Source organism: Pseudogulbenkiania sp. FW507-F1 (genome assembly GCF_058781125.1).
The window spans coordinates 79,504-96,030 of sequence record NZ_JBYSWM010000012.1 but is presented as its reverse complement, the minus strand read 5'-3'; the positions used below and the strand labels follow the sequence as shown (position 1 = coordinate 96,030).

Below are 16,527 nucleotides of genomic sequence, written 5' to 3'. Positions count from 1 at the left end.
CGCCACTAACCAGTGTGAAGGGGAGTGTGGAGGTTTCAATGGCGTCCTACTCGCCGTAGAGGTCTAAGCTGGTAGTCACGACCATTCACCGTCGTGCTGAGACTCGGTTAGGAGACGCACCATGGCAAGCATTCAACGGATCACCCCCTGCCTGTGGTTTGACGACCAGGCCGAACAGGCGGCTGGGTATTACACCGCCATCTTCAAGAACTCACGGATCGTCAGCCTGACCCGCTACGGCGAGGCGGGGCATGAGATTCACGGCCGGCCGGCGGGGTCGGTCCTGACCGTGGAGTTCGAGCTGGATGGCCAGGCCTTCACCGCCCTCAACGGCGGCCCGGTATTCACCTTCAACGAGGCCGTGTCGTTCCAGGTCAGCTGCGAGACGCAGGATGAGGTGGACTACTACTGGGAGAGGCTGTCCGCCGGCGGGGATGAGGCGGCGCAGCAATGCGGCTGGCTCAAGGACCGGTACGGTGTGTCCTGGCAGGTGGTGCCGACGGCGCTGCCCAAGATGCTGAGCGATGCCGATTATGCAAAATCCGAGCGCGTCATGACCGTCCTGCTGCAGATGAAAAAGCTCGACATCGCCGCCTTGCAGCGCGCCTACGCCGGGGTGGCTTGATTGGAAACGCCCCCCGCCGGCGGAGAGTGTGCAGCCTCGCATTTCATCCGTTGACTTCCCCGTGAAGTTGGCCGATGACGTCGCATGCGGGCACGTGCCGCTTTGACGGGCCAGAGGGGTGAACCGGCGCTAAACTGGCATGCCCATTGGCTGGTCGCTGTGTCGCTGTTGCCAGCTGCCTAACGTTCATTTCCCAGGAGCAGAGAATGGCCCAGTACACCGCCGAAGTCCTTTGGCAGCGCGGCGAGCAGGATTTCCACGGCAACCGTTACAGCCGCCGCCATGTTTTGCGCTTCGACAGCGGCGTGGAAGTGCCCGGTTCGTCGTCCCCGCACGTCGTTCCCGTCCCGATGTCCGACGCCTCCGCCGTCGATCCGGAGGAAGCATTTGTGGCCTCGCTGTCGAGCTGCCACATGCTGTGGTTCCTGTCGATCGCCGCCAGGCGCGCGTTCTGTGTCGAGCGCTACTTCGACGCGGCCGTCGGCGTCATGGCCAAGAATGCGGCTGGCAAGATGGCCATGACGGTGGTTACGTTGCGGCCGGAGGTGACGTTTTCCGGGGAGCGTCTCCCCACGCGGGAGCAGCTCGACCAGATGCATCACGAGGCGCACGAGGAGTGCTTCATCGCCAACTCGGTCAAGACCGAGGTGCGTTGCGAGCCGGTGTACGGGGAGCTGTAAGCGGGCGCGCCAGCCATCGTCAAGCCAGGGAGAAAACCATGAAACCGCGAATCAGCATGCTGACGCTGGGTGTCGGCGACCTCGACCGTGCCACCCGCTTCTACGAGCAGGGGCTGGGTCTGCCGCGCTATCCGATGGAGGCGGCCGGCGTCGCCTTCTTTGCGCTCCACGGCACCTGGCTGGCCCTGTATCCGTGGACGGCGCTGGCCGAAGACGCCACGGTGCCGGCCGAGGGTAGCGGTTTTCGCGGCTGTGCCCTAGCCCACAATGTGTCGACGCGGGAAGAGGTCGATCAGGTGCTGGAGCAGGCGGTGAATGCCGGCGCGCGATTGGTGAAGCCGGCACAAGATGCCTTCTGGGGAGGCTATAGCGGCTATTTCGCCGATCCGGATGGCCATCTCTGGGAAGTGGCATGGAATCCGTTTATGGCGATCGGTCCGCAGGATGTGTAAATCGTCAGCATCATGGTCTTGGTGCTGATAGAAGCCACGTCTGGCGAGGCCGCGCAGCGCGGCCATGAGCCTGAAGAGTTGGACATTGAAGGAGCTACATCATGATTTACCATGGAAGCTGTCATTGCGGGCGGATCGCCTTCGACGTGGAGGGCGATCTCGGCCAGGTCATGTCTTGCAACTGTTCTATCTGTCGCCGCAAGGGGGCGCTGATGTGGTTCGTGCCGCGCCAGCAACTGCGCTTGCTGACGCCGGAGGCGGACATGAGCACCTACACCTTCAACAAGCACGTCATCCAGCACCATTTCTGTCCGACCTGCGGCATGCACCCGTTTGGCGAGGGACGCGACCCGGCCGGGAACGCGATGGCGGCGGTCAACGTGCGCTGCCTCGACGACGTCGATCTGGACACGCTCACGGTCAAGCACTTCGACGGTCGGGCGCTGTGAGCGCTGGCGCAGCTTGCGCCACGGGCGGGCTCGCGCCTATGCTGCCGGGTTGCCATTGATCGGGATTCGCATGGTTGTGATCGCCAAAACCCTCGCCTTGTACATCGCCACGGCGCTGGCCGAAATCATCGGCTGCTATCTGCCGTATCTCTGGCTGAAGAAGTCGGCGCCGGCCTGGTACCTGCTGCCGGCGGCGCTGAGCCTGACGGTGTTCGCCTGGCTCTTGACCCTGCATCCCCAGGCGGCGGGACGGGTTTACGCCGCCTACGGCGGGGTCTACGTCGCGGTGGCGCTGGGCTGGCTGTGGGCGGTGGACGGCATCCGTCCCTCGCTGTGGGACGTGGCGGGCAGCGCGGTGACCCTGGCCGGCATGGCGATCATCCTGTTCGCGCCGCGGCCGGGCTGAGGGCCGGGCACTTGATCGGGGAGGGAGGATACGATGCCGGTGTATATCGTCAGATTGGGTAGCGAGCGGCGGCAGGACGAAGGGTTGCGCATCGGCACGGTGCGGCGCCCGCCGCGGGGTGTGCCGAAGAGCGAGTTCGCCACGCAGAACTGGTACGACGTGTGGTACCCGAACCTGGCGCCCAGCGCGGAAACGGTGAAGTTGGCGCAGCAGGCCAAGACGGACCGCGACTGGGCGGCCTTCATCAAGCAGTACCGTGCCGAGATGGCGACGCCGGAGAACAGCCGCACGCTCGATCTGTTGGCGGCGCTGTCGCACCACAGCAGCTTCTCCGTCGGCTGCTACTGCGCCGACGAGGCGCATTGCCATCGCTCGGTGCTGCGCCTCTTGCTCGCCGAGCGCGGCGCCGACGTGCGCTGACGCGCACAGGTTGGCCGAAGACGGCGCCAAGAGCGCGGGCCGGCGCTTGCCGGGCGGCGCGCCCTGGGCCACCATCACGGGTTTTCTCCGTGGAGTGGCCGATGGCCCTGTTTCTCAAAGCCCTGCTGGGCTCGGCGGCGGTGCTGCTGATCGCCGTGCTGTCGAAGAGCAAGCACTACTTCATCGCCGGGCTGGTGCCGCTGTTCCCCACCTTTGCCCTGATCGCGCATTATCTGGTCGGCTCCGAGCGCTCGGTGGCCGAGCTCAAGACCACCATCGTGTTCGGCATGTGGTCGCTGATTCCCTACTTCGTCTATCTGGCGGCGGTATACCTGCTGGCCGACCGCCTGCGCCTGGGCTGGGCATTGTTCGTGGCGGCGCTGTGCTGGGCCGTGGCGGCGTGGGGGCTGGTGCTGGCGTGGGGACGCTGGCACGGCTAGCCGGCGGCGGGACTGCCTCGGGGATCACGCCGTGGGCGGCCGTTCCGCCAGATAGCTGGCAATTTCCTCTTCGATCCAGGTGCTGAAATCCTGCTGCTTGGTCTGCGAGCTCTCGCGTTGCGGCCATACCAGCCAGTGCGGGTAGGGATAGGGCACGCTGATGTCGGTCAGCTGCACCAAGTCCCCGCGCTGCAGGGCGCCGTGCACCAGGCTGCGCCGCTCCAGCGCTACCCCCATGCCGAGGCGCACCGCCTCCAGCACCAGGTTGGAGTCGTTGATCCACAGCGCGGCGTTGCCCGGTTCGGCCACGCCGGCGGCACTGCACCAGGGTAGCCACGATTCCACGGTGCGGACGATGGAGCCGGAGACGACCTCCTGCACCGTTTGCGGCAGGCGGCCGCCGTTGAAGGCGGGGGAGGCGATGACCACCAGTTCGTCGTCGAACAACCGCTTCTGCGCCAGCCCTTCCCAGCCGCCCTGGCCCATGCGTACGCCGATGTCCACCAGCCCCTGGCGCAGGTCCTGGATATCCAGGCTGGCGCGCAGACTGACGCGGTAACGCGGGTGGCGCGCGTAAAAGCGCGGCAGGCGCGGCAGCAGCCAGTGCACCCCGAACGAGGGCAATACCGCCACCACCACCTCATCCACGCGCGGCCGGGCGCGCACCAGTCGTGTGGCCTCGGTGATTTCCCCCAGCCCGATGCGGATCTGCAGGGCGTAGAGCCGGCCGTCCTCACTCAGCTTGAGGCCGCGCCCCTCGCGCGTGAACAGCGCCACCCCCAGCAGCTCTTCCAGCTGCTTGATCTGCTGGCTGATGGCGGAGTGGGTGACGTGCAGTTCGTCCGCCGCCAGGGTGATGCTGCCGAGGCGGGACACGGCTTCGAAACTGCGCAGCGCGGGCAGGGGGGGAAGTGTGCTCATGTAAGTAAAACTAACATGAAAGACAAATAAATATCGATTTTTTCTGCCTCTTCTGGCGCTTATAGTGAACCCAGAACGTCAACCGGAGAGCGATCATGCAACATCATCTACGTGTCGAATTGGCCAGTCAGGAACTCTTGGCGATCGAATTGCCGTCTGCAGTCGAGGTCCGCGCCGTGTCGGGCTACCATTGGCTGACGGTCGATGGACTGGACGTCTACCTCGCGCCCGGAGAGCGGGAAACGGTTCCGGCCGGGAAAATCCTGGCCGAGGGGCTGGGCCAGCTGGAGTTCTCGCCGTCCTCAGCACTGCCGGCTCGCGGCGCAGAGGACCGTGCCGCGCAGGGGACGATGCTACTGGGCAAAGTCTGCTTCTGACAGGAGAAAACACGATGCAATTGATCGGCATGCTGGATTCGCCCTATGTGCGCCGGGTGGCCGTCTCGCTGCGGCTCATGGGGGTCGGGTTCGAGCACCAGGCGGTCTCGGTGTTCCGCACCTTCGAGCAGTTTCACCGGATCAACCCGGTGGTGAAGGCCCCGACTCTGGTCTGCGACGACGGTACGGTGCTGATGGATTCGACGCTGATTCTGGACTACGTCGAAACCTGCCTGGCCCCGGCCAAGAGGCTGATGCCGGCCGGGCCTGCCGGGCGCCAGCGTGCCTTGCGCCTGATCGGGCTGGCGCTGGCGGCGTGCGAGAAAAGCGTGCAGATCGTCTACGAGCGTCAGCTGCGCCCGGCCGAGAAGCAGCACCAGCCCTGGCTGGAGCGCGTCGAGGGTCAGGTGCTGGCGGCTTACGGCGAACTGGAGCGCGAATTCGCGCGTGCGCCGTTAGCCGCCAGCGCGGAGGGGATCGACCAGGCGGGCGTCAGCGTCGCGGTGGCGTGGCGCTTTACCCAACTGATGCTGCCGGACGTGGTCAAGGCGGCCGATTTCCCGCGACTGCAGGCGTTTGCCCAGCTGGCCGAGCAATTGCCCGCCTTCGTCGACACCCCGCCGCTCTAGTCCCGGTTCGGGCGCAGGCCGAGATGGACATTTCTCCGCCTGTCCACCTAGCCCCGATCCCTCAGTGAGCGAAGCTCTGCGTGCCAATCGCCGATTGGCGCGAGAGCGTCGCCCGCAGTCCGCCCTGGCCCTGCAAGGGGGCTTCACTGGCTCATGACGCACAATCCGCCGCACTGCCTGGATCAGAACTTCCAGCGGGCCGTGACTTCGGCCGTACGCGGGGCGCCCGGCATGTTGTAGTCGTTGGCACCGCTGTGGGCGGAGATGTAGTACTTCTTGTCGAACACGTTCTTCAGCGTGAAGTTCACCTCCAGCGACTTGCCGCTGTAGCCGGTGCCGAGGTCGAAGCGGGTATAGCCCGGCAGCTTGACCAAGTTGTCCGGCGATGCATAGCGCTCGCCCTCGTAGCGCAGGCCGGCGTTGACGTTGAAGCCACCCGGCAGCTTGCGCTTGACGAACAGGTTGGCCGAATGGCGCGGCGTCAGCGCCGGTTTGTTGCCCTGGAACGGCGTGCCGATCTTGGTCTTCTCGGTCGACTGGGTGATCTCGCCGTCGAGGTAGGCGTAGCCCGCGATCACATCCCACAGCGGGGTGAGGGCGCCGGCCACCGCCAGTTCCAGTCCGCGTACGCGCTGCTCGCCCACCGACAACGCCTTGTTGCTGTCGCTCGGGTCGGCGGCCTGGATGTTGCTGCGTGTCATCTCGAACACCGAGGTGGTCAGGGTGAGGTTGTCGAACAAATCGATCTTGCTGCCGACCTCGTAGTTGATGGTCTCCTCCGGCTTCAGCTGGTCGCTGTTCTGCTTGAAGGTGAACGAATCGGCGATCGGCTGGAACGACTGGCTGGCCGAGGCATACAGCGACACGCGTTCGGTCGGCTGGTACACCACGCCCAGGCGTGGGCTGATCGTGTTGTCGGTGCGCGCCAGGTCCTGGTTCTTGCTGGTTTTGTCGTCGCGGGTCTGCGTCAGGTGGTCGTAGCGCGCCCCGGCGAGTGCTTTCCAGTGCTCGCTCAGGCTCACCAGGTCCTGCAGGTAGAGCGCAGCGATGTCGATGTCGGTGTCGTTGTCGTTGCCGGGCGCGGCACTGGTGTTGATCGCCGGCAGCTCGATCAGCTGGGGATTGAACAGGTCGTAGGTGGCGGCGTTCTTGCGTGTCCACAGTTTCTCTGTCTTGTGCTGCTTGCCCACTTCCAGTCCGTACAGCAGCGTGTGCCTGGTCTGGGCGAGGTCGAGATCGTGGCTCAGCTCCAGCTGATTGTAGAAACCATGCTCGTCGCGCAGCCGCTTGGTGCGGTCGATGGTGACCTTGTTGGTGGTCTCGTTGACGCTGGCGATGGTGGTGTAATTGCGGTCCAGCGAGAAGTCATAGGTGCGGAACACGTTGTGCAGCTTCAAACCGCTATCGAACTGGTGGTCGAAGGTGCCGGTGAAGCTGGTGACGTCGCTCTCGTTGGCGGTCTGGTCGCGGCCGTTGGCCGAGCCGTAGTAGGTCTCGATCGGCACGTCCACCGGCTTGCCCTTGTAGCCCGGCACGCCCTGGTCGGCCAGGCGCTTGTCCTGCAGGTAGTCGGCCTGCAGCAACAGGGTGGTGTTGGGCGAGAAGTTGAACTGCAGCGACGGCGCCACGGCCTCGCGTTTCAGGAAAGACTGGTTGCGGAAGCCCTCGGAGTCCTCCACCGCGCCGGTCAGGCGGAAGCGGGCGAAGTCGTCGTCGCTGTTGGCGCCGAGGTCGAACGACAGGCGCTGCTTGCCCTGGTCGTCCAGGCTGACTGCCAGCTCGTGTACCGGCTTGGCCAGCGGCTTCTTGCTGATGCGGTTGATCAGGCCGCCCGAGCTGCCGCGCCCGTACAGTACCGAGGACGGTCCCTTCAGTACCTCCACCCGCTCGACGTTGGACAGATCGCGGTAGTACAGCGCGTCGTCGCGCACGCCGTCGACGTACTGGTCGTTGATCGCCGAGAAGCCGCGAATGCTCACCTGGTCGCGTTGTGCGTCGCCGACGCTGAAGCTGACGCCGGGCACGTTGGCCAGCGCGTCCTGCATCGAGCTGGCGTTCTGGTCCTTCAGCACCGCCGCCGGCACCACGTTGACGGTCTGCGGCACATCCTTGAGCGGGGCGGCGATCTTGGTGGCACTGGTCGAACTGGCGCGGGTGTAGCTGGTGGCCGGATCGGCGTCCTGGCTGGCTTCCACGCGCACGGTGGGCAATTCGGTATCGGCCAGCGCCGGCAGAGCGCCGAAGGTGCCGATCAGGGAAATGAGGGTGGATAGCGTCTTCTGCTTCATGATTTTGCTTTGGGTTATGGTCCGTAAACAGTGCCGGCGGGGCCGGCCGAACGATCGAACACGAGCATCCCGGAACGTCACGGCCTCCTCGCCGTACCGCGTCAGGCAACAGCAGCCCCTCCTCCCTGCCGGGGCGGGTGGAAACGGGGTGTTGCCTGGGGTTTGGATGCCTCGATTGATGCGGTGCAGGAGCCGAGGTTTTAAGGAGGCGAGACGGTTATGGCGACTCGGGTTGGTGGGTCCGTTACTCAAATATATTAATGCGAATCATTATCATTACATTTTTTTACAAAAGCAATAGGAACTTTTCGTTCGAATGGCCAACGTCGTTTTTTCCGGCATGGCAGCCGCCGTGCCGGGTTGTCGGACGAGGAGGCCTCCATGGCCCTGGTGCTCACGGTGGGTCGGCGGACATCCGGCGCAACGCTCCGGCATGACATGAGCCGTTCGCGCACCCCTTGCTCTTGTTTTTCGTTCAGCCGGGTGTCATGCTCGCCCGATAATGACGCGGGTTCGATTATCGGCTGCTGTTTTCCCTGATGGCGTCGTGCCGAAAAGGGAGGCAAGGTAAGCGAATACGGTGTCCCATACGCCGGGGGGAGGAACTCGATGACGATAAGAACACGCCTGATCGTGCTGCTGCTGACCGCCTTGCTGGGCTTGGCGCTGGTAGCGGTTTTCGGCTACCGCGGCATGCTGTCCTCCGGGGCCTCGATGGCCGAAGTGGGCGAACAGCGCATGCCGGCGGTGATTGCGCTCTTGGATGCGCGCTCCAACTTCAACCGCACCCTGTTGCGCAATCTGCAGGTGTCGGTGCGCGCCACCGACAATTCGCTGGAGTCGCGCAAGCTGTTTGCCGACACCTTCAAGGGCAAGCAGCAGGCGCGTCAGTTGTTCGACGACGCGCTCAAACGCTACGCCGCGTTCCCGCGCAGCGAGGAAGAGAACAAGCTGTGGCACCAGTTCGGCCCGCTGCTGCAGGAGTGGCAGCGTACCGACAAATCGCAGGACGAGCTGCTCGACAAGCTCGCCAAGGGCGTGACGTCGGAAGAGCAGTACGCCATCTTCCGCGAATTCTACGCCAACGCCCAGGTGCAGCTGCCGGTGGTGGAGGGCATGGACGAGCTGTTGCGCAAGATGGTGGAGGTCAACGACCGCCTGGCCCAGACCAGCGTGGAGCAGGCCAATGCCGCCTCGCGCCAGAGCCTGCACTGGATGATCGCGGTCAACGTGTTCGCGCTGCTGCTGTTGCTGGTGAACGGCACCTCGGTGCTGGCGGCGGTATTGCGCCCGCTCAACCGGGCGCGCCGCACCGTGCTCGCCATCGCCGAGAGCAACGATTTCACCCAGCGTATCGACGTCAAGAACAAGGACGAGGTCGGGCAGATGGTTAGCGCCCTCAATAACCTGATCGGCCGGGTGCAGGAGTCATTCCGCGAGATTCAGCAGAGCCAGGCCGACATCCGCCTCGCGGTAAGCGGCCTGTCGGCGGCGTCGGAACAGCTCGCGGCCAGCTCGGCGCAGCAGAACAGCTCGACCGGGGCGATCGCCGGATCGGTGCAGGAGATGACCGGCAACATCCACGGCGTGGCGGAGCACGCCGACGCGGCGATGCAGTTGTCGCTGGAGGCCGGCGAGGTGTCCCGCCAGGGCTGCCAGGTGATCGCCCAGACCACCGACGGCATGGCCAGCATCGCCGACAGCGTCACCGCGGCGTCGAAGGTGATCGAGCAGCTCGGGCAGGAGTCGCGCCAGATCAGCAGCGTGGTGCAGGTGATCCGCGACATTGCGGACCAGACCAATCTGCTGGCGCTCAACGCCGCCATCGAGGCGGCGCGTGCCGGCGAGACCGGCCGCGGCTTCGCCGTGGTGGCGGACGAGGTACGCAAGTTGGCCGAACGCACCGCCAAGTCCACCGCCGACATCGGGGTGATGGTGACAGCGATCCAGAACGCCGCCAACGGTGCGGTCGAGGAGATGCGCCAGGTGGTGGAGCAGGTGGGCGAAGGGCGCGCCCTTGCCAGCGGCGCCGGCCAGCATATCGCCGAGATCGAGGGGCAGGCGCAGCGCGTGGCCGATGCCGTGGCCGATATCACCCGCATCCTCAAGGTGCAGGGCGAGGCGAGCGAGGCCATCGTCCATCACGTGCACACCATCTCGGACATGGCCGAGCAGAACCACGCCACCTCCAACGAGACGGCCGACAACGCGCGCCGGCTCGACCAGTTGGCGGCGCGGGTCGGCGAGACATTGCAGCGCTACAAGGTGTAGCGCATCGGCCCTGTGGTTGGCCGAAGCAAAAAGCCGGAGCGCGTGCTCCGGCTTTTTTTGCGCCAATCATGCGATTTCTGGCTCAGCCCCGGCCGTGCTGCTGTTCCAGGTCCGATAGCAGGATGTTCAGCGCGTCGGACGACTTTCTCAGCTCGACCAGCGATAGCGCCAGCGACGCCATCATCAGCAGCAGGCTGACGCCGAAGGTGTACTGCGCGCTGATCGCCATCTGCACGTAGATTTGCAGCATGGTGACCACGCACAGGAACAGGCTGCCCACGCCGAGAAACTGCATCCACTTGATCAGGTTGATGCGGCTGCGCAGGTTGCCGATCTGCTGGATGATCTTGTCCTCGGGGTTGTCCTGGTAGTCGTTGAACAAGTGGCGGATGATGCTGGCCAGACCGAGAAAGCGGTTGGTGTACGCCAGCAGCAGCAGCGAGATGGCCGGGAACAGCAGGGCCGGGGTGGTCAGGGACAACGGGGTGTTCATGCCAGCTCCTCGCTCCACGGCGTGGCCGGCAGCGCGGCGAAGGTTTCCTTGATGCCGCGTCCCCAGGCGGCGCGCAGCTCGCGGAAATAGCCGTCGTCCTCGCCGATGTGCAGCGGCGAGCGCGGCGAGAAATCGTCGTTGCGGTGCCACATCAGGTGGATCGGCAACGCTACCGACAGGTTGGAGCGCATGGTCGAGTCGAGCGAGATCAGCGCGCAGCGGATGGCTTCCTCCAGCGAGGAGCGGTAGTTCAGCACGCGATCGAGGATGGGCTTGCCATACTTGGTCTCGCCGATCTGGAAGCAGGGGGTGTCCGTCGTCGCCTCGATGAAATTCCCCTGCGGGTAAATGTTGAACAGGCGCGGCCTCTCGCCGGCCAGCTGGCCGCCGAGCAGGAAGCTGGAACCCAGGTCGACCTGGCCGTCGCCGCCGCCGTCGCGGGCGATGATCTCGCGCAGCGTGTGGCCGACCAGCACCGCCGCATCGTACAGCGAGCCGATGCTGCGCAACGAGTCCGGCCCGTCCCGGCGGCTTCTCAGATCGAGCAGGCTGGCCACGCTCTGCGAGGTGGCGAGGTTGCCGGAGGTCATCATCACCAGCCGCAGCCGGTCGGCCATCTCGAAGGTGTACATTTTCTGGAACGTGGCGATATTGTCCACGCCCGCGTTGGTGCGGGAATCGGAGGCGAAGATCAGGCCGCTCTCCAGGCGCATGGCCACACAGTACGTCATGGTCGGGAAATCCGTGAAGGCCGGGAAGCGACCCTCGGTCGGACTTCCTGGCTGCAAGCGTTAATGGTTGTGTTGTTCTACCGCCGCGTGGGCGTGCATGGTTTCGCCGGCGCCACCGCGGCGCATGCCGCGCACCGGGCAGGCGTCGAGGTAGTCGAGACCGACCGCCAGTTTAAGGTGATGATCGCCCGGCGTACACCGGTTGCTGATGTCGAACCCCAGCCAGCCGCCGTCGGCGTAGACCTCGGCCCAGGCATGGCTGGCGGCATGCTCGACCGTCCCGCTCAGCAGATAGCCGCTGACGTAGCGCGCCGGGTAGCCCAGGCGGCGGCAGGCGGCGATGAACACCTGGGTGTGGTCCTGACACACCCCGGCCCCCAGGGCCAGCGCGGCGGCGGCCGTGGTGGTGGCGTCGGTCACCCCGGCGGTGTAGGGCATCCGTGCCAGCACCGTCTCCGCCAGCGCCGCGAGGCGCTTGGCGGCCTTGCCCCCGGGCTTGGCCTGGCGTGCCAGTTCATCGATCGCGGCGTCGGCACTGGTGAGCGGGGTTGGCCGAAGAAACACGCGCGGATCGAGACGGCAGGCATCGTCGTCCCAGCCGTCGGGGCCGGTTTCGACCACCCCTTCCGCCACCAGCTCGATGCTGTCGTGCGGCGCTTCCAGCGTCATCAGGTGGGTGATGTTGCCGAAGGCGTCGACGCTCTGGCTGGCCGGCCCCGGCAGCGTCAGGCGCCAGCTCAGCACCTGCTGATGGCGGCTGGAGCGCGGAGTGAGGCGCAGGTACTGGGTGCTGCGCGAGGCCGGCTCGGCGTACTGGTACAGCGTGCAGTGGCGGATGGCGAGCTTCATCACGCCGCCTCCAGGTAGGCCCGCTGGATCGACTCGCCCAGCCGGTTGATCTCGCCCAGCATGCGGCGCAGGAACGGGTGCATCCCCTCGTCGAACACCTCGTCCATCGCCGTGAACTCCAGCGCGGCGTTGAGCTCGGTGGCCAGGCGCCGCGCCGGGCGTCCGTTGTCGCCCTGGATCTGCGCCAGCGCCTGGCGGATTTCGTCGAAGCAGGCGCGCAAGCTTCTCGGCATGTCCTCGCGCAGCAGCAGCAGGTCGAACACGCGCTTGCCGTTGAGCGTGTCGCGGTAGGTCTCGTGGTAGGCCTCGAACGCCCCCAGCCCGCGCAGCAGCGTGCTCCAGGTGTAGTAGTCGGTGCTGTCGGCACTCTGCTGGTCGGGCAACAGGTGGCTCTTCACGTCGAGCAGGCGCGCGGTGTTGTCGGCGCGCTCAAGGAAGGTCCCCAGACGCAGGAAGTAGAAGGCATCGCTGCGGCGCATGGTGCTGTAGGTGGCGCCGCGGAACAGGTGGGCGCGCTCCTTGACCCAGTCGAAGAACCACTGGAAATCCTCGCCCTGTTCGGCCAACTTGCGGCCTTCCAGCCAGCTGGCGTTGAGCGACATCCACATGTCCGAGCTGATCTTGCCGCGCACCGCGTGGGCGTTTTCGCGCGCGCTGCGCAGCGCCGACAGGATCGACGCCGGGTTGCCGAGATCGTAGGCCATGTAGTGCAGCACCTGGGCAGGCTCGGTGCCATCGTGGCGGCTCTGGAAATCGTCCAGCCTCCCGGTCAGCGCCAGCGGCGCGCTGATCTCGGCGCCGCCGTTGTGCGAGCGCGGCATCAGCGAGATGGCATGGCTGACTTCGAGCAGGCGGGCGAGGTTTTCCGCCCGTTCCATGTAACGGCCCATCCAGAACAGGTGGTCGGCAGTACGCGATAGCATCATGATTAAGTCCTCCAAAACCCAGGTGTCCTTGGTACCGCCGCCCTGCGACGAGTTGACCACCAGCGAGCCGGCCTTCAGCGCCACCCGCGTCAGGCCGCCGGGCACCATGGTGATGTCCTTGCCGCTCGACAGCACGAACGGCCGCAGGTCGAGGTGGCGCGGCGCGATGCCGGCTTCGACGAAGGTCGGGCACGACGACAGGCACAGCGTCGGCTGGGCGATGTAGCCGGCCGGGTCGGCCGCGAGCTTGTCGCGGAACAGCTGCTTTTCCGCTTCGCTCGCCACCGGGCCGATCAGCATGCCGTAGCCGCCGGCGCCGTGGACTTCCTTCACCACCAGCTCGTCGAGGTGTTCCAGCACGTACTGCAGATCCTCCTGCTTGCGGCACTGCCAGGTCGGCACGTTGTTGAGCAGCGGTTCTTCGCCCAGGTAGAAGCGGATCATCTCCGGCACGTAGGGATAGATCGACTTGTCGTCCGCCACGCCGGTGCCGATGGCGTTGGCCAGGATCACGTTGCCCTGGCGGTAGGCCGAGAGCAGGCCGGGCACGCCGAGCATGGAGTCGGGGCGGAACGCCAGCGGATCGAGGAAGGCGTCGTCGATGCGGCGGTAGATCACGTCTACCTGCTTGTGGCCGGCGGTGGTGCGCATGTAGACGTGGTCGTCGCGCACGAACAGGTCGCGCCCCTCCACTAGCTCCACCCCCATCTGCTGCGCGAGGAAGGCGTGCTCGAAGTAGGCGCTGTTGTAATGGCCGGGGGTGAGTACCACCACGGTGGGGTTGTCGATCCGGCTGGCCTGGCGCAGCGTCGACAACAGCAGCGCCGGGTACTGGTCGACCACGCCCACGGCGTGGCGGGCGAACAGCTCGGGGAACAGCCGCATCATCATCTTGCGGTTTTCCAGCATGTAGGACACGCCGGACGGCACGCGCAGGTTGTCTTCCAGTACGTAGTACTGGCCGTCGGCGTGGCGGATGATGTCGACCCCGGTGATGTGGGCGTAGATCTGGTCGGGCAGATCAATGCCCTGCATAGCCGGCTGGTACTGGGCGTTGGTGAACACCTGCTCGGCCGGGATGATGCCGGCCTTGACGATGGCGTGGTCGTGGTAGATGTCGTGCAGGAAAGCGTTGAGCGCCTTCACCCGCTGACGCATGCCGGCCTCCAGCGCGCGCCATTCGGCCGCGGGCACGATGCGCGGGATGGTATCGAACGGGATCAGGCGCTCGGCGCCGGACTCGTCGCCGTACACCGAGAAGGTGATGCCGACCCGGTGAAAGCGCTGGTTGGCCTCCTCGCGCTTGCGCGACAGCGCTTCCGGGGTCTGGGCCTGCAGCCATTCGGCAAAGCCCTGGTAGTGGGGGCGGACCGCGCCGCTGGAGAGCAGCATTTCATCGTAGTGGGACGAATGGGGCAGGGTTAGGGCGTGCATGGGAATCTCCCTTGTCTTGATGTTTTTCGGGCGGGCCAGCTGGAGAGATGGCATGGCCCTGAACAGGACTTAGCAAGCCACGTGCCATGACGGAGGGGGAATCCGGCGGGAGCCGGCGGAGCACATGCACCAGAACAGCGTCATGCGGCACCGCGAATGGGATTCGGGTCGTTCAGCGAGCCACCGTGGTGCGGTGCGGGGAAAAAGGGCTTCGGCCAACCTGGGCCGGTGGGAGCAGGGGGTCAGCCGTTTTCGTCGATCAGCACGTCGGTGCCGAGTTCGGCCTGCTGGAACAGTTCGATGACGTCGGGGTTGCGCATGCGTACGCAGCCGAGCGAAGTCGGGGTGCCGAACGCGACGTGCTCGCCGGCGCCGTGGATGTAGATGGCGCGGTCGTAACTGTCGACGTCGCCACCCTGATTCTTGCCCGGCTCCATGCCGCACAGCCACAGGATGCGCGTCAGGATCCAGTCCTTCTCGGGGTATTGCGCGTGCAGCGCCGGGGTGTACTTCCACGGCGTGACCTGGCGCCGGAAGATGATGGTGTTTTCCTCGGCGCCGTCGCCGATCTTCTCGCATACCCGGTGCCAGCCGCGCGGCGTCATGAAACTGTTGGCCAGCTCGCCGACGCCATTGCGGGCGGTGGACACGCTATAGCGGTGTTGCATCAGTCCCCAGCCGTCGTAGAAGGTCAGCGACTGCGATTTCACCCCGACCACGATCCACGGCTTGCCGTACTGCTGCGGGTTGGGATGCGTGGGCAGCAGGGGACCGGTAGTTTGCTGCGCCAGGATGAAGCCAGCCGCGGCGGGTGGCGGCGGGGTGTTCTCACCCTCGGCCGCGTACAGCAAGGCCGACGCCAGTGCCAGCCCGGTGGCCAGCACCAGCTTAAGCCGGTTCATGCTCGACGATCTCCACTTCGGTACCGCACGGCACCAGCTCGAACAGCTCGATGATGTCGCTGTTGCGCATGCGCACGCAGCCGTGCGAGCCGGGGCGGCCCAATTCGACCTGGTCCGGCGTGCCGTGCAGGTAGATGTAGCGGCGCATGGTGTCGACCGGGCCCAGTCGGTTGCGCCCCGGTTCGAGCCCGGACAGCCACAGGATGCGGCTCAGGATCCAGTCACGCTCGGGCTGGGCGGCGTACGCCTCGGCACTGCAGATTTCACCGGTCCAGCGGCGCGCCTTGAACACCGAACCGGCGGGCATGCCGGCGCCGATCTTGGCGCGCACGATGTGGCGCCCGCGCGGCGTCTGGTAGCTGCCGCTACGCTCGCCCGCCCCCAACGCGGCGGTGGATACCGGGTAGCGGCGCAGTACGCGGCCGTCGTCGTCCCGCAGCGTCAGCGCCTGTTCGGCGATTGAAACACGAATCTTCATCGTTCCCTTCATGCTCGGCCAGCAGCACGGCGCTGCCGGAAAAACTCGCTCAGCAACCGGCCGCAGGCCTCTGCTTCTATCCCGCTAAACAGCGCCGTCTGGTGATTCAGGGCACGCTCTCCAAACAGGTTCAGCACGCTGCCGGCGGCACCGATCTTGGGATCGGCCGCGCCGTAGATCACCCGGTCGAGCCGGCTATGCAGGATCGCCCCGCCGCACATCGGGCAGGGCTCCAGCGTCACGTACAGATCACAGCCGCTCAGGCGGTAATTCCCGAGCGTCGCGGCGGCCTCGCGCAAGGCCACCATCTCGGCGTGGGCGGACGGGTCGTGGCTCGTCACCGGGCGGTTGAAGCCACGGCCGATGACGCGGCCTTCCTTCACCACCACCGCCCCCACCGGCACCTCGCCTTCAGCTGCGGCGGCTTCGGCCAACCTCATTGCCTCGGCCATGAAATGCTGTGCTTCTTCGGCCGGCGGCGGCAGGCGCACCGGGGCGTGATGGTGCAGCGCCCATGTCAATTGGGCACGATCATCGTCGTCGAGTTCCTGCCAATGCACGCCGCGCGCCGCCGCTTCCAGCGCGAACAGCAGGCGCTGCGTCACGGTATGGCCGGCTGCCTTCAACAACAGAAAGGTATGCACCACTCCCTGGGCGCGCAAGGCCTCGCGGCTGGAGATGCCCAGCGCGGCCAGGTGGTGGAGGGTATTGGGGGGAAGAGGGGGCGAGCTCAGTAGCGTCATGGCGCCGATTATA

General features: G+C 65.8%; 19 protein-coding genes. 10 read left to right on the top strand and 9 right to left on the bottom strand.

Features of this window, described 5'->3' with window-relative positions; translation table 11 throughout:
- Positions 1-121: 121 nt before the first annotated feature.
- The 7 genes from AC3WG5_RS10055 to AC3WG5_RS10025 all read left to right on the top strand — a co-directional run bounded on the left by AC3WG5_RS10055 (position 122) and on the right by AC3WG5_RS10025 (position 3,472).
- Positions 122-625 (top strand): VOC family protein, encoded by a 504-nt coding sequence (locus AC3WG5_RS10055; RefSeq protein ID WP_482583085.1) that lies wholly within the window; start codon positions 122-124, stop codon positions 623-625.
- A 206-nt stretch (positions 626-831) separates the two neighbouring features.
- Positions 832-1,305: an OsmC family protein gene (locus tag AC3WG5_RS10050; protein ID WP_492568566.1), complete on the top strand. Its 474-nt coding sequence runs from the start codon at positions 832-834 to the stop codon at positions 1,303-1,305.
- Between the two features lie 38 nt (positions 1,306-1,343).
- Positions 1,344-1,757: a VOC family protein gene (locus tag AC3WG5_RS10045; protein ID WP_482583084.1), complete on the top strand. Its 414-nt coding sequence runs from the start codon at positions 1,344-1,346 to the stop codon at positions 1,755-1,757.
- Between the two features lie 101 nt (positions 1,758-1,858).
- Entirely contained in the window at positions 1,859-2,206 is a 348-nt protein-coding gene (locus tag AC3WG5_RS10040; protein ID WP_008953181.1) for a GFA family protein, read from the top strand.
- Between the two features lie 70 nt (positions 2,207-2,276).
- Positions 2,277-2,612 carry a YnfA family protein gene (locus tag AC3WG5_RS10035; RefSeq protein ID WP_008953180.1) on the top strand — a complete coding sequence of 112 codons (336 nt, stop codon included), beginning with the start codon at positions 2,277-2,279 and terminating at the stop codon, positions 2,610-2,612.
- 33 nt (positions 2,613-2,645) lie between these two features.
- Positions 2,646-3,032, top strand: a complete 387-nt coding sequence (locus AC3WG5_RS10030; RefSeq protein WP_492568565.1) for a DUF488 domain-containing protein — start codon at positions 2,646-2,648, stop codon at positions 3,030-3,032.
- Between the two features lie 101 nt (positions 3,033-3,133).
- A complete protein-coding gene (locus tag AC3WG5_RS10025) occupies positions 3,134-3,472 on the top strand; it encodes a GlpM family protein (protein ID WP_008953178.1) in 339 nt (112 codons plus the stop codon).
- Between the two features lie 24 nt (positions 3,473-3,496).
- Here the strand turns inward: AC3WG5_RS10025 and AC3WG5_RS10020 are convergent, their stop codons facing one another.
- Positions 3,497-4,393, bottom strand: coding sequence for a LysR substrate-binding domain-containing protein (locus AC3WG5_RS10020; RefSeq protein WP_492568564.1), 897 nt, complete (start codon positions 4,391-4,393; stop codon positions 3,497-3,499).
- 95 nt (positions 4,394-4,488) lie between these two features.
- On the opposite strand from AC3WG5_RS10020, the gene AC3WG5_RS10015 reads away from it, so the two are divergent.
- On the top strand, positions 4,489-4,770 hold the full coding sequence (locus AC3WG5_RS10015; protein WP_294864246.1) for a hypothetical protein: 282 nt from the start codon (positions 4,489-4,491) through the stop codon (positions 4,768-4,770).
- Positions 4,771-4,784: 14 nt separating this feature from the next.
- Positions 4,785-5,399, top strand: coding sequence for a glutathione S-transferase (locus tag AC3WG5_RS10010; protein WP_492568563.1), 615 nt, complete (start codon positions 4,785-4,787; stop codon positions 5,397-5,399).
- Between the two features lie 182 nt (positions 5,400-5,581).
- Here AC3WG5_RS10010 and AC3WG5_RS10005 read toward each other — a convergent pair whose 3' ends face one another.
- Positions 5,582-7,687, bottom strand: a complete 2,106-nt coding sequence (locus tag AC3WG5_RS10005) for a TonB-dependent receptor (protein WP_492568562.1) — start codon at positions 7,685-7,687, stop codon at positions 5,582-5,584.
- A gap of 609 nt (positions 7,688-8,296) precedes the next feature.
- On the opposite strand from AC3WG5_RS10005, the gene AC3WG5_RS10000 reads away from it, so the two are divergent.
- Positions 8,297-9,958 (top strand): methyl-accepting chemotaxis protein, encoded by a 1,662-nt coding sequence (locus AC3WG5_RS10000; protein WP_294864243.1) that lies wholly within the window; start codon positions 8,297-8,299, stop codon positions 9,956-9,958.
- A gap of 82 nt (positions 9,959-10,040) precedes the next feature.
- On the opposite strand, the gene AC3WG5_RS09995 is transcribed toward AC3WG5_RS10000, so the two are convergent.
- The 7 genes from AC3WG5_RS09995 to tadA all read right to left on the bottom strand — a co-directional run bounded on the left by AC3WG5_RS09995 (position 10,041) and on the right by tadA (position 16,514).
- Positions 10,041-10,451, bottom strand: a complete 411-nt coding sequence (locus AC3WG5_RS09995) for a DUF2721 domain-containing protein (protein ID WP_008953172.1) — start codon at positions 10,449-10,451, stop codon at positions 10,041-10,043.
- Complete coding sequence (locus AC3WG5_RS09990) at positions 10,448-11,182, bottom strand: proteasome-type protease (protein WP_492568561.1); 735 nt, start codon at positions 11,180-11,182, stop codon at positions 10,448-10,450. The genes AC3WG5_RS09995 and AC3WG5_RS09990 overlap by 4 nt, the downstream gene beginning before the upstream one ends.
- A gap of 60 nt (positions 11,183-11,242) precedes the next feature.
- On the bottom strand, positions 11,243-12,031 hold the full coding sequence (locus AC3WG5_RS09985) for a transglutaminase family protein (RefSeq protein WP_492568560.1): 789 nt from the start codon (positions 12,029-12,031) through the stop codon (positions 11,243-11,245).
- Complete coding sequence (locus AC3WG5_RS09980) at positions 12,031-14,391, bottom strand: circularly permuted type 2 ATP-grasp protein (RefSeq protein ID WP_492568559.1); 2,361 nt, start codon at positions 14,389-14,391, stop codon at positions 12,031-12,033. The genes AC3WG5_RS09985 and AC3WG5_RS09980 overlap by 1 nt, the downstream gene beginning before the upstream one ends.
- Before the next feature lie 242 nt (positions 14,392-14,633).
- Positions 14,634-15,293, bottom strand: coding sequence for a L,D-transpeptidase family protein (locus AC3WG5_RS09975; protein ID WP_492568558.1), 660 nt, complete (start codon positions 15,291-15,293; stop codon positions 14,634-14,636).
- On the bottom strand, positions 15,280-15,771 hold the full coding sequence (locus AC3WG5_RS09970) for a L,D-transpeptidase family protein (RefSeq protein WP_492568557.1): 492 nt from the start codon (positions 15,769-15,771) through the stop codon (positions 15,280-15,282). Before AC3WG5_RS09970 ends, AC3WG5_RS09975 begins: the two co-directional genes overlap by 14 nt.
- An 8-nt stretch (positions 15,772-15,779) precedes the next feature.
- The gene (gene tadA, locus AC3WG5_RS09965) at positions 15,780-16,514 is read right to left on the bottom strand and encodes a tRNA adenosine(34) deaminase TadA (protein WP_492568556.1); all 735 of its coding nucleotides are present in this window, start codon (positions 16,512-16,514) and stop codon (positions 15,780-15,782) included.
- Between the last annotated feature and the right edge of the window lie 13 nt (positions 16,515-16,527).